Origin of the sequence: Pseudoalteromonas sp. ASV78, from assembly GCF_047806705.1 — a bacterium.
Taxonomy (GTDB): domain Bacteria; phylum Pseudomonadota; class Gammaproteobacteria; order Enterobacterales; family Alteromonadaceae; genus Pseudoalteromonas; species Pseudoalteromonas prydzensis_A.
The window spans coordinates 2,273,951-2,299,575 of sequence record NZ_JBLOPA010000001.1 but is presented as its reverse complement, the minus strand read 5'-3'; the positions used below and the strand labels follow the sequence as shown (position 1 = coordinate 2,299,575).

The window sequence follows — 25,625 nt, the reverse complement described above, 5'->3', positions numbered from 1 at the left end:
TTTAAAGCGGTTTTTTAAATTTCAGCGTCATGCGGTCGCTTTCACCAATGGCTTTATATTTAGCGGCATCTTGCTCGCCAAGTCTAAGGCTTGGTGGAAGGGTCCATACCCCTTTAGGGTGATCGGCTGTATCAAGTGAGTTTGCATTTATGTCACTGCTTGCTGCAAGTTCAAAGCCTGCTTGTTTAGCAAGTTCGATTACTACGCTTTGCTTCATATAACCTGATGACTTTTGCATTTCATCAGCTTGCGCTTCAGGTAGGCGATGCTCAACCACACCTAAAGTGCCACCTGGTTTAAGTGCTTTGTAAAAAGACTTAAAGGCATTAGCTGCGGCGTCTTTATCTTTGCTCATATACCAATTATGTACATTGCGGAACGTTAACACCATGTCTGCGCTGCCCGCAGGTGCTATGTCTAAATGTGTTGAAGGGGCAAATTCAGTGATTTTTACGTTACTGAATCGCTTATCTTCGGCGACTTTCTGTTTAAAGCCAGCGAGTGAACGTTGATAATAGCCAACCGATGAATCAGCAGGAAAGTGTGCAGCATAATAGGTGCCTTGCTCTTTCAGTACTGGCGCTAAAATTTCACTGTACCAGCCACCGCCTGGTGCAATCTCAACCACTGTCATCGTTGGCTGTAGGCCAAAAAACGCGAGTGTTTCTACAGGGTGGCGATATTGGTCACGTTCAGTGTTGCGCTCGCTTGATTTAACGGCTTGAGCAACCGCTGAGTTTTGGCCATGATCATGGGCAAATACTAACGTTGAGCTCATAGCAAGGGTAGCAACCAGTAGTGTTTTTAGTGCAAATTTCATCGTCTGTTCCTTCACATTATAATTTTATAGAGGTTATAGAATAAGCAGAATACGTGAATTTGGTGCAAACAAAAAGAGCTAACTGATGGTGTTAGCTCTTTGTGTGATTAGTGGCGGAAGTGACGCATGCCAGTAAACACCATTGCCATGCCAGCTTCGTCCGCTGCGGCGATAACTTCTTCATCGCGCATTGAACCACCTGGTTGGATCACCGCTGTAATACCTGCCTCTGCAGCTGCATCAATTCCATCACGGAATGGGAAGAACGCATCAGATGCCATTACTGAACCTTTAACTTCAAGGTTTTCATCAGCGGCTTTAATACCGGCAATTTTAGCTGAGTAAACACGGCTCATTTGGCCTGCGCCTACACCAATGGTCATACCGTCACGGGCATAAACAATGGCGTTTGATTTTACAAATTTAGCCACTTTCCAGCAGAATAATAAGTCTTTAAGCTCTTGCTCAGTAGGCTGGCGCTTAGACACAACTTTTAAGTCGCCTTGAGTAACCATACCTAAATCGCGATCTTGAATGAGTACACCGCCATTTACACGCTTAATGTCATGACCTGTGCCTTTAGCAGAGAACTCACCACATTCTAATAAACGTACATTTTGCTTTGCAGATACGATTTGTGCTGCGGCTTCTGATACTTTAGGCGCAATGATCACTTCAACGAATTGACGTGACACAATCGCTTCAGCGGTGTCTGCATCAAGCTCTTGGTTAAAGGCAATAATGCCACCAAATGCTGATGTAGGATCGGTTTTGAATGCGCGGTCATAGGCTTCAAGGATGTTTTCACCGATTGACACACCACAAGGATTGGCATGTTTTACGATCACACAGGCCGGTACATCGAATTCTTTAACACACTCTAGGGCTGCATCAGTGTCAGCAATGTTGTTGAACGACAATGCTTTACCTTGTAGCTGTACGGCGGTTGCAACAGACGCTTCTTGCACGTCGTTTTCAACATAAAACGCCGCGTCTTGGTGTGAATTTTCACCGTAGCGCATGTCTTGTTTTTTAGTGAACTGCATATTGATAGTGCGTGGGAATTTAGTTTCCTCAGCCGCTTCATCCGTGTAATCAGGCACCATTTTACCGAAGTAGTTAGCAATCATGCCATCGTACTGCGCCGTGTGCTCGTAAGCGGCAATCGCTAAGTCAAAACGTGTTTTGTACGTAGTTGACCCATTGTTGCTTTGCATTTCGCTGATCACGCGCTCGTAATCTTTGGCGTTTACTACAATAGTCACGTCTTTGTGGTTTTTAGCCGCGGCACGCACCATAGTTGGGCCACCGATATCAATGTTTTCAATGGCATCTTCAAGGCTGCAGTTTTCTTGAGCGACAGTATTCGCAAAGGGGTATAAGTTAACTACAACGATATCAATAGCTGAGATGTTATGAGCGTCCATGACGTCTTCATCTTGACCACGACGCGCTAAAATGCCGCCATGAATTTTTGGATGAAGAGTTTTTACGCGACCATCCATGATCTCAGGGTGACCTGTGTGGTCAGATACTTCAGTGACTTTAATGCCATTATCAGCAAGTAATTTACAAGTACCGCCAGTTGATAAGATGTCTACGCCTTGTGATTCCAGAGCGCGAGCAAATTCAACAATACCGGTTTTATCTGACACACTTAGTAGTGCGCGACGAATTGGACGATGTGTATCCATTGTAGTTTGATTACCTCAGTGTTTGAGCTAGCTTAGAAAGGCGCTATTTTAACTGAATACCGCTTAAAAAACGATGTTTAAAGGGTGAGGATTTTGCAATTAGGTGCTTTTTTGAGGATTATTAAAGATATAAAAAAAGCACCCGAAGGTGCTTTTTCAAACGAATGTTGTGATAAATCACAACATCGTATTAGTTCATGCCGTATTTCTTTAGTTTCTTACGTAAAGTACCGCGGTTGATACCTAGTAAGATTGCCGCACGTGTTTGGTTACCACGTGTGTAAGTCATTACTTCTTCAAGTAATGGTGCTTCTAGCTCTGAAAGAACAAGGTCGTAAACGTCTTGCACATCTTGACCGTTAAGCTGTTTTAAATAGTGATGAACAGCTTTCTTCACTGCATCGCGTAATGGCTGCGGTTTCTCGTGTGACTGAACATGAGGGTTAGTGATAAATGGAGAAGTCACGTTTTGTTCGAACATTGTTTATATCTCTTTCTTTCTTAGTTAGCTGCTAGTGTTTTAAAGTATTGCTCTAATGTCTCGATTTGTGCCTGTGGATTATCGAGAGCATTAAATACTCGCCTAAACTGACCGTCACTGTCATGGGTTTGCAAATACCAAGATACATGTTTGCGAGCGATGCGCGCTCCCATTGGTTCGCCGTAAAACGCATGAAGGTTCACTAAGTGTTCCATCAAAATACCACGTACTTCCGCAATTGGAGGCACAGGTAAATGTTCACCGGTTCGCAAATAGTGGTCTATCTCCCTAAATATCCAAGGGCGACCTTGGGCGGCTCGACCAATCATAATGGCATCTGCACCCGTATAGTCCAAAACCTGTTTTGCTTTTTCAGGAGACGTAATGTCTCCATTAGCAACGACAGGTATCGACACTGAACGTTTGATATCCCTAATAGTGGCGTATTCAGCTTCACCTTTGTACATACATGCGCGTGTACGCCCATGTACGGCCAATGAAGCTATGCCATAACGTTCAGCTATTCTCGCAATCTCAACACCGTTACGGTTGTCCTGATCCCATCCAGTACGGATTTTCAGTGTTACAGGTACATCAACAGCGCTAACCACTGCGTCAATAATCTCTTCCACTAAACCAGGAAACTGTAATAGCGCGGAGCCTGCGAGTTTCTTGTTCACTTTCTTAGCTGGGCACCCCATATTAATATCTATGATTTGTGCACCATTACTTACATTGAATTGTGCAGCCTGAGCCATAAGCTCAGGATCAGCTCCTGCGATTTGCACCGCGCGTATTCCCGATTCACCACTATGATCCATACGGTTCATCGATTTCTCGGTTTTCCATACCAAAGGATTCGACGAGAGCATTTCAGACACGGCAAGCCCCGCACCTAAGCGGCGACAAAGTTGTCTAAATGGTCTATCAGTAATTCCCGCCATTGGCGCTACAATTACATTGTTCTCTAATTGGTATGTTCCGATACGCACTGTATTCAATAGGCCTCTTTTCAAGGGGCGCTAAGTTTACGGTTTTTTTTGCAAAAATCAAAGGCTATAAATTGAACAAAAGTGACTTTTTTTTGACTTTTGCGTATTGACATTTGATAACAGTTTGACGAATGGCTTTATTTGTCTGAATTTTATACAGAACTAATTTTCGTCAAGAAAATCATTATGTATAACAGTGTGTAAATAATAGGTAAAGCCTGTTAATTACAGGCTTTACCTAGTGATTTTGAGTTAATACTCTAAAGTACTACAACCAGCAAATTATGCGTTCTTAGTACCGCTAACACGCGTCCATTCACCTTCAACAGCAATCTCATCCAAGGCTAAAAACGGCGCATAAACATCTGCAACTGACTGCGCTTGTTGTTCTAAAATCCCCGACATGGCAATTTTACCACCTGGTTTTAACAAGCCTAATATCACACTGTGTAATTCACGCAGTGGCGCCGCTAAAATATTGGCAACCACGATATCAGCGCTAAACTCAGGCTGATTTTCTGGCAAGTAAACCTCAAGCTTATCGGCAACGCCATTACGCTGTGCGTTATCTAAACTTGCTTCAAGGGCTTGCGGGTCGATATCTATGCCGATCATGCGCTTGGCACCGAGCTTGATTGCTGCAATGCCTAAAATGCCTGAGCCACAACCAAAGTCGACCACGGTTTTACCGGTTAAGTCTTGGCTTTCAAGCCATTTTAAGCAAAGTGCAGTAGTGGCATGGGTGCCGGTACCAAACGCAAGGCCTGGATCGAGTAACACATTGACGGCGTCTGGATCGGGAATATCGCGCCAGCTTGGGCAAATCCACAGTTTTTCACCAAACTGGATGGGGTGGAAGTTATCCATCCATTCGCGTTCCCAGTCCTTATCTTCAAGCTGCTCTATTTTGTATACTAAGGTGTCTTTTAGTTCGTCATGGCGCTTTAATAAAGCAACGACCGCATTCATATCGTGATTAGCTTCGAATAGACCAATCACAGTGGTGTCAGCCCAAAATACCACAGTGCCGATTTTTGGCTCGTAAATTGGGGTGTCTTTAGCATCAATAAAGGTAACAGACGCACTGCCTGCCTCCATTAATAAGTCACTTACTGCATCAGCGGTTGCAGCGTTGGCATTGATACGGATTTGGATCCAAGCCATAATTATTTCCTGTAAATAGAAAAAAGGCCGCTACAGCGGCCTTTTAAATTTTAATCTGTATTTTAGTTGCTAATTATTTAGCATCTAAGAAGCTTTTCAGTAAGTCTGAACGTGAAGGGTGGCGTAATTTACGCAGTGCCTTCGCTTCGATTTGACGAATACGCTCACGGGTAACGTCAAACTGCTTACCTACTTCTTCTAAGGTATGGTCGGTATTCATATCGATACCAAAACGCATACGCAATACTTTCGCTTCACGTGCCGTTAGGCCCGCTAATACATCGTTAGTCGCACCGCGTAAAGATTCCATAGTCGCCGAATCAATAGGCGAATCAATAGTGGTATCTTCGATAAAGTCACCTAAGTGCGAATCTTCATCATCACCGATTGGTGTTTCCATTGAAATTGGCTCTTTCGCGATTTTAAGTACCTTACGGATCTTGTCCTCAGGCATCATCATGCGTTCTGCTAATTCTTCTGGATTTGGCTCACGACCCATTTCTTGCAGCATTTGACGAGAAATACGATTAAGTTTGTTAATCGTTTCAATCATATGCACCGGAATACGGATTGTACGCGCTTGGTCGGCGATAGAGCGGGTGATTGCTTGACGGATCCACCACGTTGCATAAGTTGAGAACTTATAACCACGGCGATATTCAAACTTATCAACAGCTTTCATCAAACCAATGTTACCTTCTTGGATCAAGTCCAAGAATTGTAAACCACGGTTGGTGTATTTTTTAGCAATTGAGATCACAAGACGTAAGTTCGCTTCAACCATTTCTTTTTTCGCACGGCGCGCTTTTGCTTCACCAATGCTCATACGACGGTTGATGTCTTTAATGCGTTCAATGCTTAAACCTGTGCTTTCTTCAATAACACGTAGTTTATTGATACAACGAATGATCTCTGGTTTGATTTCATCTAATTTTGCTGAGTATTTTTCATTCGCAGCAATTTCATGGTCAATCCACGCAGTATCTGTTTCGTTGTTAGCAAAATGCTTCACAAAGGTTTTCTTTGGTAATTTTGCAATCTGTACAGCTTGCTTCATGACGATACGTTCTTGAACACGAACTCTATCCATCATTTCGCGCATGTTATTAACCATGCGGTCAAACTGTTTTGGCACTAATTTAAAGGTTCTGAACAGTTCACCAATTTCAAAAATCGCTGCTTGCGACTCAGGATGTGAACGGCCTTTACTTTCAAATGTATCGCGTGCTTTATTATAAAGATCGCGAAGATTTTCAAAGTGCACACGCGCCTCTTCAGGATCTGGGCCAGTATCTACTTCTTCTTCATCTTCATCATCGCTATCTGCATCATCGTCGTCTTCATCATCAAGCTCTTTTTCGCTTAATTCAGAGCCAATGTGCGTAGCTGAAATTGGTGCTTCATCTGCATTAGGATCAAAGAAACCAGAGATAATGTCGCTTAAGCGCATCTCTTCTGCTTCAAATTTATCCCATTGTTCCAGCAGGTATGTAATTGCTTCAGGGTATTCAGCAACCGAGATTTGTACTTGGTTGATGCCTTCTTCAATACGCTTAGCGATAACGATTTCGCCTTCACGGGTAAGCAGTTCAACAGTACCCATTTCACGCATGTACATACGAACCGGATCCGTAGTACGGCCGATTTCTTTATCTACAGTAGCAAGCGCAGCGGCTGCAGCTTCTGCTGCGTCTTCATCTGTTGTCGTTTCTTGCATCATCAATTCATCGGCATCAGGCGCATTTTCGCTAACCTTGATACCCATATCATTGATCATACTAATGATATCTTCTACTTGATCTGAATCGATAATATCTTGTGGAAGGTGATCATTAACTTCTGCAAAAGTTAAGTAACCTTGCTCTTTACCTTTTTGAATCAGAAGTTTTAATTGTGACTGAGGAGTTGGATCCATAGAGATTGTTTCTTCCACTCTGATAAGTTGATACAACAGGCGCCAGCTCGCTTATTTATTAAGCCAAGCTAAGTATTATTTGACGCAGTGAATAGCACAGTATAACAGCATAAATCGTTTTTGACTAGTTGTTAGTGCCTTTTAAAGCTTGCGTTAATAGGTGACATTCGAGTCGTTCTTCACTATTTAAGCCTTGAGTCTTGTCTTTTATTAATAGGGTCTCGAGTCGATAATTTAAACACTGATCTTCAATAAATTTGAAAGTATTTTTAAATTCGGCTTCTAAACGGTCGTCGCCAATCTCATGTCGCCAAGTAGCGAGTTTAATGAGCGCCTCATACTCGGGCGTTTCACGAAACGATTCAAGCAATTGCGCGGTGGTGATTGGTGATTTTTGTAATGCGTAATGCTGTAAACGAATGAGTAACTCAATGCCTGCAATATTCATCTGTGCTAAATCAGGCAAATAAGGCACTGCGTGTGCTAAATTTGGGTGTTGAATGAGCAAACCAATAGCGCGGCGCATTGGCGTTATTTTAAATTTACGCTCAATAGAGTGTTGTTGCTTCGGCGTTTTTAGGCGGTTATTGAGTTGCTCTTTAGTGCGGCCAATTAAACGTCCTAAATGCTCTAACAGATTCTCTTGATAAAACTCGCTGGGGATTTTTTCAACCAACGGCAATACCGCACTGAGTAACTTGGCTTTTCCTGCATCAGTAGTTAAATCAATTTCTTGGCTGAGTTTATTAAACAGTACTTTGGTAAAGTCATCGGCGTTAGCTAAGCGTTGTTCAAAGGCCTCTTTACCTTCTTTTTGTACTAGAGAGTCTGGATCTTCACCATCAGGTAAAAACACAAACTGTAATGCTTTACCGTCATTTAGATAAGGCAGGGCGTTTTCAAGTGCGCGCCATGCCGCATCACGCCCAGCACGATCGCCATCGTAACAGCAAATAACGCGGTCTGTGGTTCTAAACAGAGTATGCATATGTTCAGCTGTGGTGGCGGTACCAAGTGCTGCTACTGCGTATTCAATACCTTGTTCGCTCAGTGCCACCACATCCATATAGCCTTCAACTATGAGTACATGGTCGAGCTTTTTATGCGCTTGTTTTGCTTCATATAAGCCATATAGTTCAAAGCCTTTATGAAATATACGAGTTTCTGGCGAGTTTAAATATTTAGGCCCTTGATCGGCTTGCATAACGCGGCCACCAAAGGCAATCACACGGCCACGTTTATCGCGAATAGGGAACATTAAGCGATCACGGAAAAAGTCGAACTGGCGGCCTGAGGTTTTCTCTGAGGCCAACTTTAGCTCAACTAATTGCTCTTTTTGTTCTTTATTACGGCCAAGTTGTAGGCACAGGCCTTCCCATTCACTGGGGGCATAACCAATCATAAACTTTTTAACCGTTTCACCGCTCAGGCCTCGGCCTTTTACATAGTCGATTACGGTTGCTGAATTAGCATGGTGCTTTAATTGATGTTGGTAAAAACGCGCACTGTGGAGCATTAAATCGTAATCCGAGCGTTTTTGTTCTGCGGTACGCTCTGGGCCATTACTGGAGCCTTGCTCACGAGGTACATCTAGGTTGAGAATGCTGGCAAGTTCTTCAATAGCATCAACAAATTCTAGCTTGTCGTATTCCATAACAAATGAAATAGCGTTGCCGTTGGCACCACAACCAAAGCAGTGATAAAACTGTTTGTCTTGAGATACGGTAAATGATGGCGATTTTTCGTTGTGAAAAGGGCAGCAGGCTTGGTAATCTTTGCCCGCTTTTTTTAAGCCAACTTTGGAGTCAATTAGCTCGACAATATCGGTTCTGGCAAGTAAGTCATCTATAAAATTACGTGGGATCTTTCCAGCCATTAGTAAAGTCTAGTCCTGAGATAAATAGAAAAAGGTTTAGTTCTACACATTTAGATTTGAACACAAATGCTATTTTTATTAAAGCTAAAAACGAAGAAACCGAGCACATGGCTCGGTTTGCTTAAATCATACATCTGTATGTGGGAGTATTAGGCAGTTAATCGTTGCTTAATTAAACCAGAGATCTTACCTAAATCGGCACGACCTTCAGCTTTGCTTTTGATTATTCCCATTACTTTACCCATATCTTGCATACCTGCTGCGTTAGTATCAGCAATAGCCGCATCAATGAGAGCTACGATTTCATCTTCACTCAATTGTTGAGGTAAAAATTCTTCAAGAGCTGTAATTTCATTGGCTTCAATTTCGGCTAAATCTTCACGGCCAGCATCAGTATACTGAGTGTAAGAGTCACGGCGTTGTTTAACAAGCTTCACTAATACTGCGGTAATACCGTCATCATCAAGTGTTATTTGCTCGTCAATCTCACGCTGCTTGATTGCAGCAAGTACCATACGAATTGGATTAAGACGTTGTTTGTCTTTTGCTCGCATCGCATCTTTTTGCGCATCTTTTAGCTTTATTAAAAGGCTCATTTATACAAGACCAATACTGATCAATATAATTTAACGCGACGTGCGTTATCGCGAGAAAGCTTCTTCATGTGACGCTTAACCGCTGCAGCTTTTTTACGCTTACGCTCAGCTGTTGGCTTTTCATAGTGCTCGCGACGACGAACTTCTGAAAGGATACCTGCTTTTTCACATGAACGCTTGAAGCGACGAAGTGCTACGTCAAACGGTTCGTTCTCTCTTACTTTAATTACTGGCATTAAAAATTCACCTACCTAAATAATGAGCGTTGCTCAAGTTGATCAAACAATGATCAAGTGGTTCAAAAATGGTGCAGTATTGTAATCCGAAGCCACACCACATGTAAAGGATAAATATAGTCTGTTCCAATAGGAAACCGAAAATATTTGTATGTTACTAATTTTACTGCAATTCATAGAGGCGGGACAATACTTGCCCAGCCGCTTTTTCTTTTAATAACAGCCAATTGCTCGGCGTTTGTAATACCGGCAGGTCGCTTTCTACTTCAACATAAATAAGCGCATTTTTAGCTAACCAAGCATTTTCTGTGAGTAAGTCACAGCATTGTTGTGCTAAACCTTGGCGAAAGGGTGGGTCAATAAACACTAAATTAAACTGCTGTTGTTGCGGGTTTTTGCTTAAATGCAGCAAACTATCAGTACAAACAACCTCAGCATTAGTGAGTTTTAAGGTATCTATATTGGTTTTTAATTGCGCCGCTGCGAGTTTATCCATTTCTAAAAAACAGGCTGAGTGAGCAAACCGCGACAGCGCTTCAAAGCCTAATCCACCAGAACCGGCAAAACAATCGAGCACTTTGGCATCGCGGGTATCTTGCATTAACCAGTTAAATACCGTTTCTTTTATACGGTCTGTGGTTGGGCGCAGGCCTTGCACATCTTTTACTGGCAATTTACGGCCACGAAATTGTCCGCTGATGATCCTAATAACGCCATCATTGGCTTTATTACTCATTTGTTTTTGTGGTGATTTATTTCTCATTTAGCTCACTAAAAAATGGTATCTAACATCTAGCTCGGATAATATTGTACTCATATAGCAGCGTGTCATTTTTCAACTGCACTAAAAGTGTTACTATGAGCGTCTTAGACAATATATTGTGGTTATTAGCGGCTTGGTTTTAATACAAGGCAGCGAATTCACAAATTATTACCGTTAGTTTATCAGATTTTTATAAGTGGTTATTAGCAAGTATGGCAAAAAAAAGTAAATTCCTGTCTTGGTTCGGCTTTGGTAAGTCAGATAAAAATCAACAAACAGAGCAAAACACCCAAGAGCTCAATAACCAACAAGCGGAAGCTGAACGTCGAGCGATTGCAGATGCTGAATTAGCTGCAGCTGAAAAAGCAGAGCAGCAACGCCGTGATGAAGCCGCTCGTTTAGCCCAGCAACAAGAAGCGATGCTACTCGAACAAGAGCGACAAGCTGCCGAGCAAGCGCAATGTGAAGCAGAAAGGATTGCCGCTGAAAAAGCACAAGCTGAATGTGAAGAACAACAACGTATTACAGAAGAAGCGCGTGAAGCTGAGCGTCGAGCGATTGCAGATGCTGAATTAGCTGCAGCTGAAAAAGCAGAGCAGCAACGCCGTGATGAAGCCGCGCGTTTAGCCCAGCAACAAGAAGCGATGCTACTCGAACAAGAGCGACAAGCTGCCGAGCAAGCGCAACGTGAAGCAGAAAATATTGCCGCTGAAAAAGCACAAGCTGAACGTGAAGAACAACAACGTATTACAGAAGAAGCGCGTGAAGCTGAGCGTCGAGCGATTGCAGATGCTGAATTAGTCGCAGCTGAAAAAGCAGAGCAGCAACGCCGTGATGAAGCCGCTCGTTTAGCCCAGCAACAAGAAGCGATGCAGCTCGAACAAGAGCGACAAGCTGCTGAGCAAGCGCAACGTGAAGCAGAAAGTATTGCCGCTGAAAAAGCACAAGCTGAACGTGAAGAACAACAGCGTATTGCCGCAGAGCAGGCAGAGGCGGAGCGTTTAGAACAACAGCGCATTGCTGCTGAAAAAGCACAAGCTGAGCGTGTAGAGCAACAACGTATCGCCGCAGAGCAGGCAGAAGCTGAACGTGAAGAACAACAGCGTATTGCTGCCGAGCAGGCAGAAGCTGAGCGTGTAGAGCAGCAACGTATTGCTGCCGAGCAGGCAGAAGCTGAGCGTGTAGAACAACAACGTATTGCTGCAGAAGAGGCGGAAGCGGAACGTTTAGAGCAAGAGCGCTTAACAGCCGAGCTTGCTATCGAGCAAGCTAAAACAGCAGAAAAACCTAAAAAAGAAGGGTTCTTTGCGCGTCTTAAAAAAGGTTTATTAAAAACCAAAGTAAACTTAGGTTCTGGCTTTGCATCGATTTTCACCGGTAAGAAAATTGATGATGAATTATTTGAAGATCTTGAAACTCAGCTATTAACAGCCGATCTGGGGGTTGATACCACCATGAAGCTGATCGACCGTTTGACTGATGCGGCTAACCGCAAACAGTTAAAAGATGGTGATGCGCTGTATGAGTTAATGAAGCAAGAAATGGCGGCAATGCTTAAAACAGCCGAACAACCATTGGAAATTCCTGCTGATAAAAAACCATTTGTTATATTAATGGTGGGTGTCAATGGGGTTGGTAAAACAACGACGATTGGTAAACTTGCTAAGCAATTTCAAGATCAAGGTAAATCAGTGATGTTAGCAGCGGGTGATACCTTCCGTGCGGCGGCTGTAGAGCAATTACAAGTATGGGGTGAGCGTAATAAAATCCCTGTGATCGCACAACATACCGGAGCCGACAGTGCCTCTGTGGTCTTTGATGCATTTCAAGCTGCCAAAGCACGCAATGTTGATGTATTAATTGCCGATACAGCTGGGCGCTTGCAAAATAAAGATAACCTAATGCAAGAGCTTGAAAAAATAGCTCGGGTGATGAAAAAAATTGATGCCGATGCGCCACATGAAGTGATGTTAACTATCGACGCCGGCACAGGGCAAAATGCCATTAGCCAAGTTAACTTATTCAATCAATGTGTTGGCCTTACTGGGATCACCTTGTCTAAGTTAGATGGTACAGCCAAAGGTGGGGTTATCTTTGCGGTGGCCGATAAGTTCAATATTCCAATCCGCTATATTGGTGTGGGCGAAGGCATTGATGATTTACGTGCATTTAATAGTAATGACTTCATTGATGCGCTATTTAGCCAAGACGAGGATGAAGTTTAAATTTCAAAAGGGAGCTTGCTCCCTTTTCAGCTGTGGATGATTGATAACTAAAATGATAAATTTTCAGCAAGTCAGCAAAACATATCCCGGTGGTCATCGAGCGCTGGAAAAAGTTAATTTTCATGTTAAACCGGGTGAACTCGCTTTTTTAACCGGCCACAGTGGCGCCGGTAAAAGTACCTTACTTAAACTCATTAGTTTAATGGAACGCCCATCTGCTGGGCATGTTTTCATTAATGGTGTTGATTTAAATGCGGTTAAATCGCGGCAAATTCCGTACGTACGTCGTGATATTGGGATTATCTTCCAAAACCATCGTTTATTAGAGCGCCACACCATTTTTGATAATGTTGCTTTGCCATTGATCATTGAAGGTACGCATCATAAACAAATTGAAAAGCGTGTGCATGGCGCGCTGGATAAAGTTGGTTTACTAGACAAGGTGAAATGCCACCCATCAACGCTTTCTGGTGGTGAACAACAGCGAGTTGGGATTGCCCGTGCGATCGTCAACTCGCCGCCATTATTACTTGCCGATGAGCCAACGGGTAATTTAGATCCTGAGCTTTCCATGGATATTCTACGGTTGTTTGAAGAGTTTAATAATCATGGTACTACTGTGCTTATTGCCACCCATGATTTAGGGCTGATCTCAAGAATGAAATACCGTAGCTTAACCTTAAAAGATGGCCGCATGAGTCAAGATCCATTGGCAGAGGCAACACTATGAGCTTGTTATTTAAAGGTCGAAAAAGCCAAAATGAGCGTGTTAAAAAATCAGTTTTTTCAGCCGGCTATTTTTTTGTGCTGAATATCTTTCGCCAAGGTGTGCATAGTTTAGGTGAAATGTGGCGCACCCCCATGGCATCAATGATGACCATTGCCGTACTGGGCTTGAGTTTAACCTTGCCAGCAACCCTGTATTTAGTGGTTAAAAACGTGCAGCAAGTAAGTAGTGGTTTTGAAGAGGCGGCAGAGATTTCATTATTTGTTAAAGAATCCATGAGTGAGCAAGAAACGCAAACGTTAGTTAAGCGGTTAGCGCTGTATCCTGAAATAGATAATGTCACCTTTATTTCAAAGCAAAAAGCACTTATTGAATTTAAAGAAGTATCCGGGTTTGGCCAAGCACTTGAGTATTTAGATAGCAACCCACTGCCAGATGTGGTGATTGTGACACCGACTTCTCGTCATCGTCAGCCTAACGCCGCGCAAGCATTGTTAAAAAAGCTTGAAGCAGAGCGTGAGGTTGATTTTGGTAAGTTGGATATTGCCTGGCTTGAGCGTTTAAATGCGTTATTAAGTTTACTGAAAGAAAGCGTCATTACCATTGCATTGCTGTTATTAACGTCGGTTACCTTGATCATTGGCAACACCATTCGCTTATCAATTATGGATAAGAAAGAAGAGATCCAAGTGATGAAGCTCGTAGGCGCAACTAATACCTTTATTCATGCACCCTTTTTATGGACCGGGATTTGGTATGGCATTGTTGGTGGTTTGTTTGCGTTTATATGTGTCGCTTTAATGATGTGGTGGCTAGGCTCAGCGGTATCAGAAGTTGCAGGTGTGTATCAAACTAGCTTTAACTTAATTGGCTTAAGCTTAGGTGAGTTTGGTGCATTAGTGCTGCTGGCAACCAGCTTAGGGTTTGTTGGCTCCTACTTATCTGTAAATCGTTATATAAAAGAAATTGAACCCGATAAAGTGTAACAATAGTTGTTTATAATCATCGATTAAGTTGGTTTTGGTGAGTTGCTTTACCATCACCAACTGACCGCAAAGCTAGAATTCATCGCTTATTCAGGCGTTTAAAGTAGAATAAAAAAACACTTGCTTCAATCGAAAAAAAGTTTTAAATTGAAGTTAGCACTCTAAGTGAAAGAGTGCTAAGATGGTTTCAAATGTTTATCACTGAGGTGAAAAATGAGTAAAGATTTATACGCAATGGCACTCACAGTTGGACAGCAAAGCGCAAGTATGGACGGTTACCTTCAAGCGGTAAGCACTATACCTATGCTAGGTGCTGAGCAAGAAAAAGAGTTGGCGACTCGCTTACAGGAAGATGGCGATCTTAACGCTGCAAAGCAACTCATCATGTCTCACCTTCGGTTTGTTGCACATATAGCGAAAGGTTATTCAGGCTACGGTTTACCGCAAGCCGACTTGATCCAAGAAGGCAATATTGGCCTGATGAAAGCTGTAAAACGTTTCGACCCTTCAGTGGGTGTACGTTTGGTTTCATTTGCAGTGCATTGGATCAAAGCTGAAATACACGAATTTGTACTGAAAAACTGGCGTATCGTAAAAGTTGCGACCACGAAAGCGCAACGTAAATTATTCTTTAATCTTCGTAAGAACAAAAAGCGTTTAGGCTGGTTTAACCAAGCTGAAGTGGCCACCGTAGCGAGCGAGCTAGGTGTGAGTGAAAAAGAAGTACGTGAAATGGAATCGCGCATGAGCGGCCAAGACATGGGCTTTGATTTAACCGGTGACGACAGCGATGACGCACCAACCAGCACTTATTCACCTGTGCAATACTTAACTGATGGCAGTAATGATTTAGCTGAAGAAGTTGAACAGCAACAATATCAAGAGCAATCTCATATCCGTTTATTTAGTGCGTTAAAAACCCTAGATGAACGTTCACAAGACATTGTTAGCGCTCGTTGGTTATCTGATGACAAAGCAACGCTGCAAGAACTGGCTGAAAAATACAGCGTATCTGCAGAGCGTGTTCGTCAGCTTGAAAAAACAGCGATGAAAAAACTACAAGCTGCAATGAGCTAATTACAGCTTTGCAAAATGCCTAAAAGCCCTGCATGAAAATGCGGGGCTTTTGCGTTTAGGGATGTTGTAAGTTATAAGTTTTAAGCGATAAGTCATAAGTGGTACAAGGCAAGACAACCCACCTACTTTGATACCAGTATTGCAAGTGCTGAGGTTGATGGAAAAACGTTACTACTAAAAACTCATGAAGAAGATAAACAGTTGACTAGAAAAATCCTGTTAAACCCTTTCACAGAGGATGATCAGAACAGCAGATCTATAATATCGGTTTCATCCAGAGCGACGGTTTCTTAATCACGGTTTATCATTTTTTTAATGTAGTGATTAGGCAATACTATTATTTTAAATAAAAATATACATGCAGTATTTATACAACGCTATTTATTTACACTCGTTAGGTTATTAATTTAAGTTTTACATTGAATTAATAATGCTTCTTTTTATATTACCCCTAATTCTTTGATTTTAATTTATTTTTCAAATCTTGTATGCGAAAATAAAACAAGGTTGAGATCACTTCTCAATTCATACTCTAAATTAAGCTAACCCCAAGCTGTATTTATCTTCGTTTCTATTTAATTAAAATCAGTATTAGCACTCAATATGAACTCATATTCACTCAAGAAAAAAATATTATTATCGGTTGTTCTCGCGCTGACAATCGTGGTTGTCCTATTGTCATGGTATAGCTACTCCACACAAAAAGCATTATTGTTAAAAAGTAGCGTTGATAGTGTTAGCCTATCGGGTAAGCAACAAGCGGAACGCATTGAAGCATGGTTAGCTGATCGTCAGCGAGTTATTACTTCTGTTGCAGCTAAGATTGAAGATAATACCCTCAATGCACTACAGCAAGCGCAGCGTTCTGGCGATTTTCAGTTAACTTATTATGGCAACAATGATGGCGTAATGATTGACTCGAACCCGAGAATTGACCGTTCAGGGTATGATCCAAGAGCGAGACCTTGGTATCAACAATCACAACAAGCCCGTGAAAGTATTATTACCAAGCCTTATTTAGATGTCGCGTTTAACTTATTAGTGGTAACGATTGCTCAATCTACCCGCGATGGTGTTGTTGGCGGTGATGTATCAATAGCGAGTATTGTTGATAGCGTGAGTAACATGTCATTACCAGCCAATGGTTATGCTGTCATGATGCATAACGACGGCACTGTGATTGCCCATCGAGATGCAAGTAAGTTGATGGGTAAAATAACCAATATCGAGGCCAAATTAAATAACCGCCTTATTCAATTAAATGAGCAAACAGGCAAGCTCACCCCAGTGTATTTTTCAGCTGAAGATCGTGAAAAATTATTGTGGAGTGAACAAATTCCTAACACCGATTGGCAACTTGTTTTTGTACTCGACAAACAAACCCTAGAAGCGCCATTACTGAGCCTAATGGTCACTCAGTTAGGATTGGCGAGCTTAGCGCTAATTGTTAGCGTATTAGCTATCTCGTGGCTATTGGGACTGTTACTTAAACCTCTGAGTCGCGTATCGCAAGCTTTATCACGTATAGCTGCAGGGAATGGCGATTTAACACAGCGTATTAGCGTAGATAGCAAAGATGAAGTCGGGGCATTAGCAGATAGCTTTAACTCTTTTGTGGGTAGCCAACATCAGTTGATCAGTCATATTCGTCAACTGGCGATTGATTTGGATTTAGACGCAGAAAAAAGCCTACTGACAAATCACTCGAGCGTTAATGAATTACAGCGCCAACAGCAAGAAGTCACTATGGTTGCAACCGCGGTTACAGAAATGTCCAGTGCCACCCATGAGATTGCAGCAAATGCAGAAAATACCGCTGCCGCATCACAGCAATCGGCGCAAAGCAGCATTCAGGGTAAAAGCTTGGTCGATAAAACCAGAACCACGATTAACTCTTTAGCCTCTGAAATAGATGAAACTACCGTGGTGATCAGTGAGCTGAGCCTGCATGCACAAGCAATTTCAAGCATTTTAACCACGATTCAAGAGATTGCAGAGCAAACGAATTTACTGGCATTGAATGCTGCAATCGAAGCTGCACGTGCCGGTGAACAAGGCCGTGGCTTTGCCGTTGTCGCCGATGAAGTGCGGGTGTTATCGCATCGTACGCAAAACTCTACCGCAGAGATTTATACCACGATTGAAACGTTGCAAAATACCACTAAAAAAGCGGTTAGCTTGATGGATAGCAGTAAAGGGTTAGCTAATAACAGTGTTAATGATGTCAACGCAGCTGCGCAAGCTTTAGAAGAGATCACTCAAGCAGTGAATGAAATTTCCGACATGGCGGGGCAAATTGCCGTTGCAGCAGAAGAGCAAACTCAAGTGACTAACGAAATCACCCGAAATACGGTCGCAATTAAAGATGTCACTGATGAAATCACCTCATCAGCAATGACTCACTTAAGCCAAGCAAAAACACTTAAAGACCGCGCAACTGATCTAAATGAAAAAGTCGCCACTTTTATCCTGTAGCTTGTCGTTATAGCTAGTAGGGCAGATAGAGCCCTTCTAGCTTCTTTTTAGTTTTAAGTGGTAAGTTTTAAGCCATAAGTGGCAAACGCAGCAACCGCTATTTCCTTTGCCCTGTTGCGAAACATTATAGAAAAAGAACTTTAAGTTAATTATTCACAAAGAGGCTAAGAGGCGCTGCGCTTTAGAGGGATGTAATGCACTTACCCAGCATTCGGCAAATAAGTGGCAAACGTGGGCGGTGGCAATTGATGTCTGAGCCAGTACAAACTACGATCCACTTAATTTTAAATTATTAGATTCTATTGAATTAATTCAGATTTATCGTTTTGATATTTCGACATATCTCTGGGCATAGAGCAACACAATTCTAGCCGAAGCTTCATCATCAAGCATGTTGATTGGCACATCTAACAAATCTGGTAGATCTTCAAATTTTGGTGGTTGCTTTTCCAACCAACGCCAACATTTAGTACGATTTTTTTCTACAGTTAATAGTATTTCAAAAATACCTTCTATGATCTCTGGTTGCCCGTACCAGCCAATAGGTTTAATTGTAGGTTTACGTCCACCTTCAACGGCTCTTGGTAGTTGAGAGCTTTTTAATTCCTCTTCCAAGATATTCTTTCGTGTCCAGTCGGCAAACTTGTCTAATTTTTCGTTTGGCATCCGCACACTGTCTGTTGTAGGTATAACAAGTCCTATCTTAACTTTGTTTAAGGACTGTATTTTTTCAAGGACACGAGACAAATCAGTATCATTTGTGACAAACACTACTTGTTCCAAACTATCATCAGTCATTACATCAAATAATGACTCAACGGCAATATTTACGTCAGTTTGCTTTTCTTCTAACTTCCATATATCAACATACTCACACTCATTCGGGGGTTTTTTAGAGTTGTTTGCATCAACCTTAAAAGCACGTGTTTTATTAATTGCGTAATAGCCCTTAATGATTTCAAGTTGAGCTTCTTGCGTATTAAACTGTAATGCTCGATGATAAGTTTGTTGATCTCTAAGAGAGTCTTCAGACATTGCGGCTTTACCGACAATATCTGCTGTAAAGTACTTAATACTTAAATCATTATATGTGTATGGCTGATGAGAAGAGCTTGGTAAAATGTGATTATAAAATAACTTATACAAATCTAACCACTTATGAGGTGTTCGTTTTAAGCAACCGTAATATAAGTTGTATCCATCAATATAAATACGAGTTTTCAAACAAACTTCCTTATTTCAGTTACAAAAAAACCGACACTAAGGTCGGCTTTTTCTCCCTATATTCAGGAGACTCAATGCTGCGCGTGAAAGTAGGGTTAGTTGTTATGTTTAAGTATACACATTTATTTGATTTTTGTGGTCAGACCAGTTGCTTAGCTATTTTTTAGGATTAAATGGTATTAAGTATAACGAAATTCTGAAAGGCTAAAATAACACTCTTCATCAAAACAATCCACGACCACCTTTAGAAAAAGGGGGAGTAGTTTCAGATAACTGCTTATGACTAACGTGTGTGTAGTGTGTTGTAAGGATTGGCACGACCAAATACTTCTTGAATAAGCAATAGGTATGTGCATTAATCAACTTGATCGATAGTAAAGTTATTTAAAAAAATGTTGCTGAATGTCTGTTTAATACAAAGCCATCACCCAGTTTTATTCTTCCATCGCTGGGCTTCGCTGGGCTTCGTTGCTCTCAACCACAACCTACGTGATTAATTTAACGACGGCCTATTCTGTTTTCCTAGAACCTAGAACCTAGAACCTAGAACCTAGCTCCTTTTCCCTTGCAACTTGTAGCTTTCAACTTAAAATTTACCGCTTACCGCTTACCGCTTACCGCTTACCGCTTTTACCTCGCACTAACCCCTTTATGCTCAGCCTGCGCAAGTTGTATATATTTACGTTCTACCAGTTGCGATAGCGGTACGAGTTCAAAGCCTTGTTGTTCAAGTTCGGGTAGCTTGCGCTGTAAAAATTCGATTGTTTCAGGATAGGGGTGGGCAATCGCGATGGCGAAGTTGTAACGCTCGGCTTTATATTTTAGTTCGTTGAGGCGAAATTGCAGTTGCTGTTCATTAACGATGTTGTCTAAAAATACATGGCGGCCAACATTTTCCACACCATATAAATTAGCCACGTTTTGCGCTTGGCTTAAGCCGGTAGTGCGGCTATCTAAAAAATACAGATTGCGCTTTTTTAGCACTTCCATGGTCCATTTCATGGGCAGGTTTTCTTGGGTAAGCGCTGAGCCCATATGGTTATTCACGCCTTTAACTTGTGGCAGTGTGGCAAGGGCGTTACCGAGTGTATGCTGTAATTGTTGTTTGCTCATATCGCTGGTGAGTGCACCTGGGCCAAGTGCTTTGCTGCTATCAAGTGCTTGCATGGGAATATGCAGCAGTAATTCTTTATCTGATTGACTGGCTAAGCGGGCAAAAACTTGCGAATAGGGGGTATGAGGCAAAATCGAGTACGATATTTTACCGGGTAGATTTAAGGTTTCGAGGTCGCGTTGATGATTGCCAATATCATCGATCACGATGGCTATTTGCTTGCCTGCCGCAACGGCGGGTAAGCTGCAAATAGCCAATAATAGCCAAGCTAGTTTTTTCACGTTTATAATTTTTATTATCTTTTTTTGTGAGCTAAAACGTTTATTTCATCGTTAATAGCTGCTGCGCTTTTAATAACAGAGGATCGGTTGCGGCTGAATTTGGCCATAACGGATCGTCGCTTCCTTGTTCATTTTTTATTATAACTACTTTATCTATTTGTGAAAGGGTTGATTGATTAATCGCCACGTCGGGGGTTACGCCAATGCCATCAATTGATTGCCCTGATGGGGTAAAGTATTTTGCGGTGGTTAATTTTAATGCCGTATTACCGTTGCCAAGTGGGATCAGCGACTGCACTGAGCCTTTGCCAAATGACTGACTACCAATTAACGTGGCGCGGTGGTTGTCTTTTAATGCCGCGGCTAAAATTTCTGCTGCAGAGGCTGAGTTTTCATTGATCAGCACAACAATGGGCGCACCATTTAAAATATCGCCTTTTTTAGCACGGTAATGTTGGTTTGCATCATAGTAGCGCCCTTTGGTGGTGACTATGGTGCCACTGTGTAAAAACAGATCCGATACCGCGACAGCACTTTGTAATGTGCCGCCAGGGTTATCGCGCAGATCAATCACTAAGCCTGTCAGCGCTGCGCCGTAATTACTTTGTAGTATTGCTATTTCTCGTGCTACATCATGGAAGGTGTGATTGCTAAAGCTATTAATCGCTAAATAGCCAATTCCAAAACCAGACAAGGAGCTAGTTACGCTCTCTAAGTTAATTTCAGAGCGAGTAAGATTAAAATCAATTGCTTTAACTGCATTGTCGCGCTCAATCGTTAAGGTGACTGCTGCGGTGCCACTGCTTTTAATCATTTGTGCAACTTGGTTGATGTCTTTATTCATCACTGTTTGCTGATTGATAGCAAGTACCACATCATTTTTTTGTATTCCAGCTATGGCGGCTGGGGAGTTTTTAATGGTGTTGATAATGACAATTTTTTGCTCTTGCTGTTTTACCTCTATGCCAAGCCCTGTATAACGGCCGTTAGTGCTACTAAATAGCGCTTCAAGCTCTTGCTCATCAAGGTACTTAGAATAAGGGTCTAGTTGCGCTAGTAAGGCTTCAAATTGCTGGTTGTTTTCGAAACTTTGTTGCAGTGCTAAGTCTTCCACATAGTAGGCGTGGATATTAAACAGGATTTCATTTCGTTGCTGGCTTTTTAAATCGCCGACAGTCGTAAGCGCAAAGCTATTAAAACTCAGGCACAAAAAAACACTCACGAGTAATAAATAGCTTATTAGAATGCGATTAACAGCAGAGTGTTGTAATTGCTTGATGTTGAATTGTGTATTTGGCATCAGCTGCTCCCAATGGGGTGCAGCTGTTTAATCACTTAAATGCGTCTGCACCATTTTACAGGATTTACTGCGCGTCCTTTGTGGCGTATTTCAAAGTATAGACCAGAATCTGCTTGTCCGCCGCTTTGTCCAACTAATGCGATGATGTCGCCTTGACGAACCATATCGCCGACGTCTTTTAACAGGGTTTGGGTATGACCGTATAAGCTCATAAAGCCATCACCATGATCAAGCACAATCACCCAGCCATAGCCTTTTAACCAATCAGCAAATACAACTTGGCCGTTGTGAACACTTTGTACGTTACTGCCTTCTCGCGCGCCAATTAATACGCCTTTCCAGTCAATGCCGCCGTGTTTTCGTTGGCCGAAACTATGTTCTATTTTGCCTTTTGTTGGCCAGTTTAACTTTCCTTTACTGCTCGCTAAGCCGAGTAGTTCAACTTTTTGAGTTTTCTCTTTTTCAAGTTCTTGCAGGGTTGTGACTAAGGTCTTTTCGTTCTCTTTTAGGTAATCAATAGAGTTTTTTGTTGAGCTAAGTTTAGTTTTTAGTTCACTAATATTGGCTTTACGTTGCTGCTGTGCAGCGATTAGCGCTTGATGGCGAGTGGCTTGCTCTTTATGTAAGGCAACCAAATGGAGTTTGGTTTTTTCAAGTTCAGCTTGCACCGCTTCGATTTCCAGCAGTAAGGCTTTTAACTCTTCAATTTGTTCAATACGTGCTTTGTTAAGATAATTGTAATAACTTAATGCGCGCTCAACCTGCGCGGTGTTTTCTTGATTCAACAGCATTTTTGAGTAGTCATGCCCGCCGGACATATAAGCACTTTTAATTTGTGCGGCAAGTGCTTGTTGCTGTTCTTGGCGTTTTTGCTCAAGCGCGTTAGCTTGTTGCTGTTGCTGTTTTTGTTGTTTTTCGGTATCGCGAATTGATTGCTCAGCAATATTCAGTGCTTTGGCATTTTTAGCGATATCGAGTTCATGCTGTTGCAGGCTTTTTTGTGACTTAGCGATGTCTTTACGCTGGGCGGCCAATTCGGCTTGGCTTTGTTTTAACGCACTTTGAATTTCACTGAGATCTTTTTTAGTACGGTCTTCATTAGCGACAGCCGAAGCTGCCACCAATGAAGACATAATTAATGTACTAACAATGAATTGTTTAACACATTTACGCATAGTTTATTTCAAAGTCATGATCGGTGTGCCAGTCATTTCGCTTGGTTGCTCCATGCCCATTAGGTGTAGCATGGTTGGTGCAACATCGCTCAAGGCTTTGCCTTCGCTTGGGGTTGCATCACGGCCAACATAAATAAATGGCACAGGTTCACTGGTGTGAGCAGTATGAGCTTGGCCTGTAGTTGGGTTTGCCATTTGCTCGGCATTACCATGATCCGCGGTGATCAGCGCTTCGCCACCAAATTCTTGTAATGCAGCAATAACACGACCAATACAATGATCAACCGCTTCACAGGCTTTTACAGCGGCTTCAAACACACCCGAGTGGCCGACCATATCGCCATTTGGATAGTTACAAATAATCGCGTCGTATTTACCGCTTTGAATGGCTGCCACTAGTTTGTCGGTGAGCATCTCTGAGTTCATTTCAGGTTGTAAATCATAGGTAGCAACTTGTGGTGAAGGAATTAGCTCGCGCGTTTCACCTTCGAATTCATTTTCACGTCCGCCGCTGAAGAAAAACGTCACGTGTGCGTATTTTTCGGTTTCAGAAATACGTAGCTGGGTTTTATGGTGTTTTTCAAACCATTCCCCCAATACATTAGTTAAAGGGACGGCGGCGAAAGCTGCTGGTGCGTCGATATCTGCGGCGTATTCGGTTAACATAACAAAAGCACTTAATTTAGGTGCTTTTTTCTTTGCAAAACCGTCGAAATCTTTATCGACAAATGCGCGGGTCATTTCACGGGCACGGTCGGCTCTAAAGTTTAAGAAAATAACGGTATCGCCATCATTAATTTGTACTGGGTCTTGGCCTTGTGGTGCAATTGCTGTGGCAGCTACGAACTCATCATTTTCATCACGCTCATATGCTGCAGCTAATCCTTCGACTGCGTTAGCGTAATTATGTTGTGCAATACCACTTACCATTAGATCATAGGCTTGCTCAACGCGGTTCCAGCGATTATCTCGATCCATTGCGTAGTAGCGACCGATGATAGAAGCAAGACGACCACAATTTAATTTGCTAAACAGTGCTTCAATACGCTCAATCGATGTCTTAGCACTGCGTGGCGGGGTATCGCGGCCATCTAAAAATGCATGAAAGTACACTTCTTTCGCGCCGCGAGCTGCTGCCAACTCGATTGCAGCTACAATGTGATCTTCATGGCTATGCACACCGCCTGGGCTTAGTAAACCCATTAAATGAACGGCCTTACCTGCGTTCACGGCTTTGTCTATGTTTTCAACTAACACTGGGTTATGAGCAAACTCACCGTCGTCTATTGCTTTAGTTATGCGGGTAAAATCTTGATAAACCACACGACCTGCGCCTAGATTGACGTGGCCAACTTCTGAGTTACCCATTTGCCCATCAGGAAGACCAACATCTAAACCCGAGCCAGAAATTAGGGTATGCGGGCGAGTGGCCCAAAGTTCATCTAAAACAGGGGTGTTAGCCGCTAAAATTGCATTACTTTGTGCATCTTCACGGTATCCCCAACCATCTAAAATCATTAATACGAGAGGTTTTTTATGCTGTGTCATTTTGGTTCCTGAAAATTAGCTCCTGTTGCAGCTAAGCATACCGTGTTTTGTAGTTATGATCAGCAATCAAAGCTGCATATTAAAATATTTCACTCTCTGGTAATTTCTAATCAAGCACGTATACTTGCGTGGCTAGGGCATTGCCCTTACGTTTAACCCCAGCGCCAAAGGCGCGGGACAATTTTCATAGTGGAAGACGCATGGATCAATATATTGAATTTGTCGGTAATCATCCGATATTAAGTTTAGCGTGGGTTGCTTTGGTTGCACTCATTGTCGGCGGTTGGTTTAAAAGTAAGTTTTCAGCAATTCGTCAAATAAACCCGCAACAATTAACGTTACTCATTAACCGTGAAGACGGTTTAGTTGTAGATATACGTGCCCAAAAAGAATTTAATAATGGTCGTATTGCAGGCGCTGAGCACCTTAGCCCTGAAAAAGCAAAACAATCTGACTTCTCAAGCCTTGAAAAGTCAAAGAGTAAACCCATTATATTGGTATGCACCACAGGCATGACTGCCTCAGGTATCGCAACTGCCATGCATAAAGCTGGTTTTGAATCAGTGTATGTGTTGTCTGGCGGTATGGGGGCATGGCAAAGTGCCGGTCTACCAACGACAACAGGTCGCTAATTAATTTAGTTAGGCCGCTAGAGGAATTGTTATGAGTAAGGTTGTTCTTTACACCAAAGCGTATTGTCCTTTTTGCCAGCGAGCATTGGCATTGCTAACCAGTAAAGGTGTGCAATTTAAGAATATAGATATCGGTGTACAGCCTGAACTACGCGATGAAATGATCGCCAAAGCAGGTGGCGCGAGCACAGTACCGCAAATCTTTATTAATGATGAGCATATCGGCGGCTGTGACGACATGATGGCAATTGAAGCCCAAGGCAAGCTTGACGCAAAGTTAAACGCTTAAGTATTTATTATAAAAACGATTAAAAGTTAGGAATT

The 25,625-nt window shown here is 42.3% G+C and carries 22 protein-coding genes; 7 read left to right on the top strand and 15 right to left on the bottom strand.

All coding sequences use genetic code 11. From position 1 onward, the window contains the following. Nucleotide 1 precedes the first annotated feature (1 nt). From ACMVDV_RS10395 to rsmD, 10 genes are all read right to left on the bottom strand, one after another. Nucleotides 2-820, bottom strand: coding sequence for a class I SAM-dependent methyltransferase (locus ACMVDV_RS10395; protein WP_416158066.1), 819 nt, complete (start codon nucleotides 818-820; stop codon nucleotides 2-4). A gap of 107 nt (nucleotides 821-927) precedes the next feature. Further along, nucleotides 928-2,514 (bottom strand): bifunctional phosphoribosylaminoimidazolecarboxamide formyltransferase/IMP cyclohydrolase, encoded by a 1,587-nt coding sequence (gene purH, locus ACMVDV_RS10390; protein WP_416158065.1) that lies wholly within the window; start codon nucleotides 2,512-2,514, stop codon nucleotides 928-930. A 190-nt stretch (nucleotides 2,515-2,704) separates the two neighbouring features. Then, nucleotides 2,705-2,995, bottom strand: a complete 291-nt coding sequence (fis, locus tag ACMVDV_RS10385; protein ID WP_002957804.1) for a DNA-binding transcriptional regulator Fis — start codon at nucleotides 2,993-2,995, stop codon at nucleotides 2,705-2,707. A 20-nt stretch (nucleotides 2,996-3,015) separates the two neighbouring features. Next, the gene (gene dusB / locus ACMVDV_RS10380) at nucleotides 3,016-3,987 is read right to left on the bottom strand and encodes a tRNA dihydrouridine synthase DusB (RefSeq protein ID WP_304179576.1); all 972 of its coding nucleotides are present in this window, start codon (nucleotides 3,985-3,987) and stop codon (nucleotides 3,016-3,018) included. A 282-nt stretch (nucleotides 3,988-4,269) separates the two neighbouring features. Then, the gene (prmA, locus tag ACMVDV_RS10375; protein WP_304179481.1) at nucleotides 4,270-5,151 is read right to left on the bottom strand and encodes a 50S ribosomal protein L11 methyltransferase; all 882 of its coding nucleotides are present in this window, start codon (nucleotides 5,149-5,151) and stop codon (nucleotides 4,270-4,272) included. 73 nt (nucleotides 5,152-5,224) lie between these two features. Then, nucleotides 5,225-7,066: an RNA polymerase sigma factor RpoD gene (rpoD, locus tag ACMVDV_RS10370; RefSeq protein WP_192542433.1), complete on the bottom strand. Its 1,842-nt coding sequence runs from the start codon at nucleotides 7,064-7,066 to the stop codon at nucleotides 5,225-5,227. A gap of 124 nt (nucleotides 7,067-7,190) precedes the next feature. Further along, entirely contained in the window at nucleotides 7,191-8,942 is a 1,752-nt protein-coding gene (gene dnaG, locus ACMVDV_RS10365) for a DNA primase (protein WP_416158064.1), read from the bottom strand. Nucleotides 8,943-9,091: 149 nt separating this feature from the next. Beyond that, nucleotides 9,092-9,538, bottom strand: a complete 447-nt coding sequence (locus ACMVDV_RS10360) for a GatB/YqeY domain-containing protein (RefSeq protein WP_416158063.1) — start codon at nucleotides 9,536-9,538, stop codon at nucleotides 9,092-9,094. Between the two features lie 20 nt (nucleotides 9,539-9,558). Next, a complete protein-coding gene (rpsU, locus tag ACMVDV_RS10355; RefSeq protein WP_002957797.1) occupies nucleotides 9,559-9,774 on the bottom strand; it encodes a 30S ribosomal protein S21 in 216 nt (71 codons plus the stop codon). 163 nt (nucleotides 9,775-9,937) lie between these two features. Further along, nucleotides 9,938-10,537 (bottom strand): 16S rRNA (guanine(966)-N(2))-methyltransferase RsmD, encoded by a 600-nt coding sequence (gene rsmD, locus ACMVDV_RS10350; RefSeq protein ID WP_416158062.1) that lies wholly within the window; start codon nucleotides 10,535-10,537, stop codon nucleotides 9,938-9,940. A gap of 212 nt (nucleotides 10,538-10,749) precedes the next feature. On the opposite strand from rsmD, the gene ftsY reads away from it, so the two are divergent. From ftsY to ACMVDV_RS10325, 5 genes are all read left to right on the top strand, one after another. Next, nucleotides 10,750-12,762 carry a signal recognition particle-docking protein FtsY gene (gene ftsY, locus ACMVDV_RS10345; RefSeq protein ID WP_416158061.1) on the top strand — a complete coding sequence of 671 codons (2,013 nt, stop codon included), beginning with the start codon at nucleotides 10,750-10,752 and terminating at the stop codon, nucleotides 12,760-12,762. A 52-nt stretch (nucleotides 12,763-12,814) separates the two neighbouring features. Next, a complete protein-coding gene (gene ftsE, locus ACMVDV_RS10340; protein ID WP_064665448.1) occupies nucleotides 12,815-13,492 on the top strand; it encodes a cell division ATP-binding protein FtsE in 678 nt (225 codons plus the stop codon). Further along, entirely contained in the window at nucleotides 13,489-14,475 is a 987-nt protein-coding gene (gene ftsX / locus ACMVDV_RS10335; RefSeq protein WP_416158060.1) for a permease-like cell division protein FtsX, read from the top strand. The genes ftsE and ftsX overlap by 4 nt, the downstream gene beginning before the upstream one ends. Before the next feature lie 213 nt (nucleotides 14,476-14,688). Then, a complete protein-coding gene (gene rpoH / locus ACMVDV_RS10330) occupies nucleotides 14,689-15,552 on the top strand; it encodes an RNA polymerase sigma factor RpoH (protein WP_416158059.1) in 864 nt (287 codons plus the stop codon). Between the two features lie 603 nt (nucleotides 15,553-16,155). Then, nucleotides 16,156-18,027: a methyl-accepting chemotaxis protein gene (locus ACMVDV_RS10325; protein ID WP_416158058.1), complete on the top strand. Its 1,872-nt coding sequence runs from the start codon at nucleotides 16,156-16,158 to the stop codon at nucleotides 18,025-18,027. A 318-nt stretch (nucleotides 18,028-18,345) separates the two neighbouring features. Here the strand turns inward: ACMVDV_RS10325 and ACMVDV_RS10320 are convergent, their stop codons facing one another. From ACMVDV_RS10320 to gpmM, 5 genes are all read right to left on the bottom strand, one after another. Then, nucleotides 18,346-19,251, bottom strand: coding sequence for an NYN domain-containing protein (locus ACMVDV_RS10320; protein WP_416158057.1), 906 nt, complete (start codon nucleotides 19,249-19,251; stop codon nucleotides 18,346-18,348). Nucleotides 19,252-19,881: 630 nt separating this feature from the next. Further along, on the bottom strand, nucleotides 19,882-20,646 hold the full coding sequence (locus tag ACMVDV_RS10315; protein ID WP_416158056.1) for a divergent polysaccharide deacetylase family protein: 765 nt from the start codon (nucleotides 20,644-20,646) through the stop codon (nucleotides 19,882-19,884). Between the two features lie 40 nt (nucleotides 20,647-20,686). Next, nucleotides 20,687-21,946: a S41 family peptidase gene (locus ACMVDV_RS10310; protein ID WP_416158055.1), complete on the bottom strand. Its 1,260-nt coding sequence runs from the start codon at nucleotides 21,944-21,946 to the stop codon at nucleotides 20,687-20,689. 35 nt (nucleotides 21,947-21,981) lie between these two features. Further along, complete coding sequence (locus ACMVDV_RS10305; RefSeq protein ID WP_416158054.1) at nucleotides 21,982-23,121, bottom strand: murein hydrolase activator EnvC family protein; 1,140 nt, start codon at nucleotides 23,119-23,121, stop codon at nucleotides 21,982-21,984. A gap of 3 nt (nucleotides 23,122-23,124) precedes the next feature. Next, the gene (gene gpmM, locus ACMVDV_RS10300) at nucleotides 23,125-24,669 is read right to left on the bottom strand and encodes a 2,3-bisphosphoglycerate-independent phosphoglycerate mutase (protein WP_416158053.1); all 1,545 of its coding nucleotides are present in this window, start codon (nucleotides 24,667-24,669) and stop codon (nucleotides 23,125-23,127) included. Nucleotides 24,670-24,869: 200 nt separating this feature from the next. On the opposite strand from gpmM, the gene ACMVDV_RS10295 reads away from it, so the two are divergent. Together ACMVDV_RS10295 and grxC are read left to right on the top strand one after the other, a co-directional pair. Next, nucleotides 24,870-25,301, top strand: a complete 432-nt coding sequence (locus ACMVDV_RS10295) for a rhodanese-like domain-containing protein (RefSeq protein ID WP_064665456.1) — start codon at nucleotides 24,870-24,872, stop codon at nucleotides 25,299-25,301. A 31-nt stretch (nucleotides 25,302-25,332) separates the two neighbouring features. Continuing rightward, nucleotides 25,333-25,590: a glutaredoxin 3 gene (gene grxC, locus ACMVDV_RS10290; protein ID WP_304184112.1), complete on the top strand. Its 258-nt coding sequence runs from the start codon at nucleotides 25,333-25,335 to the stop codon at nucleotides 25,588-25,590. The last annotated feature ends 35 nt before the right edge of the window (nucleotides 25,591-25,625 follow it).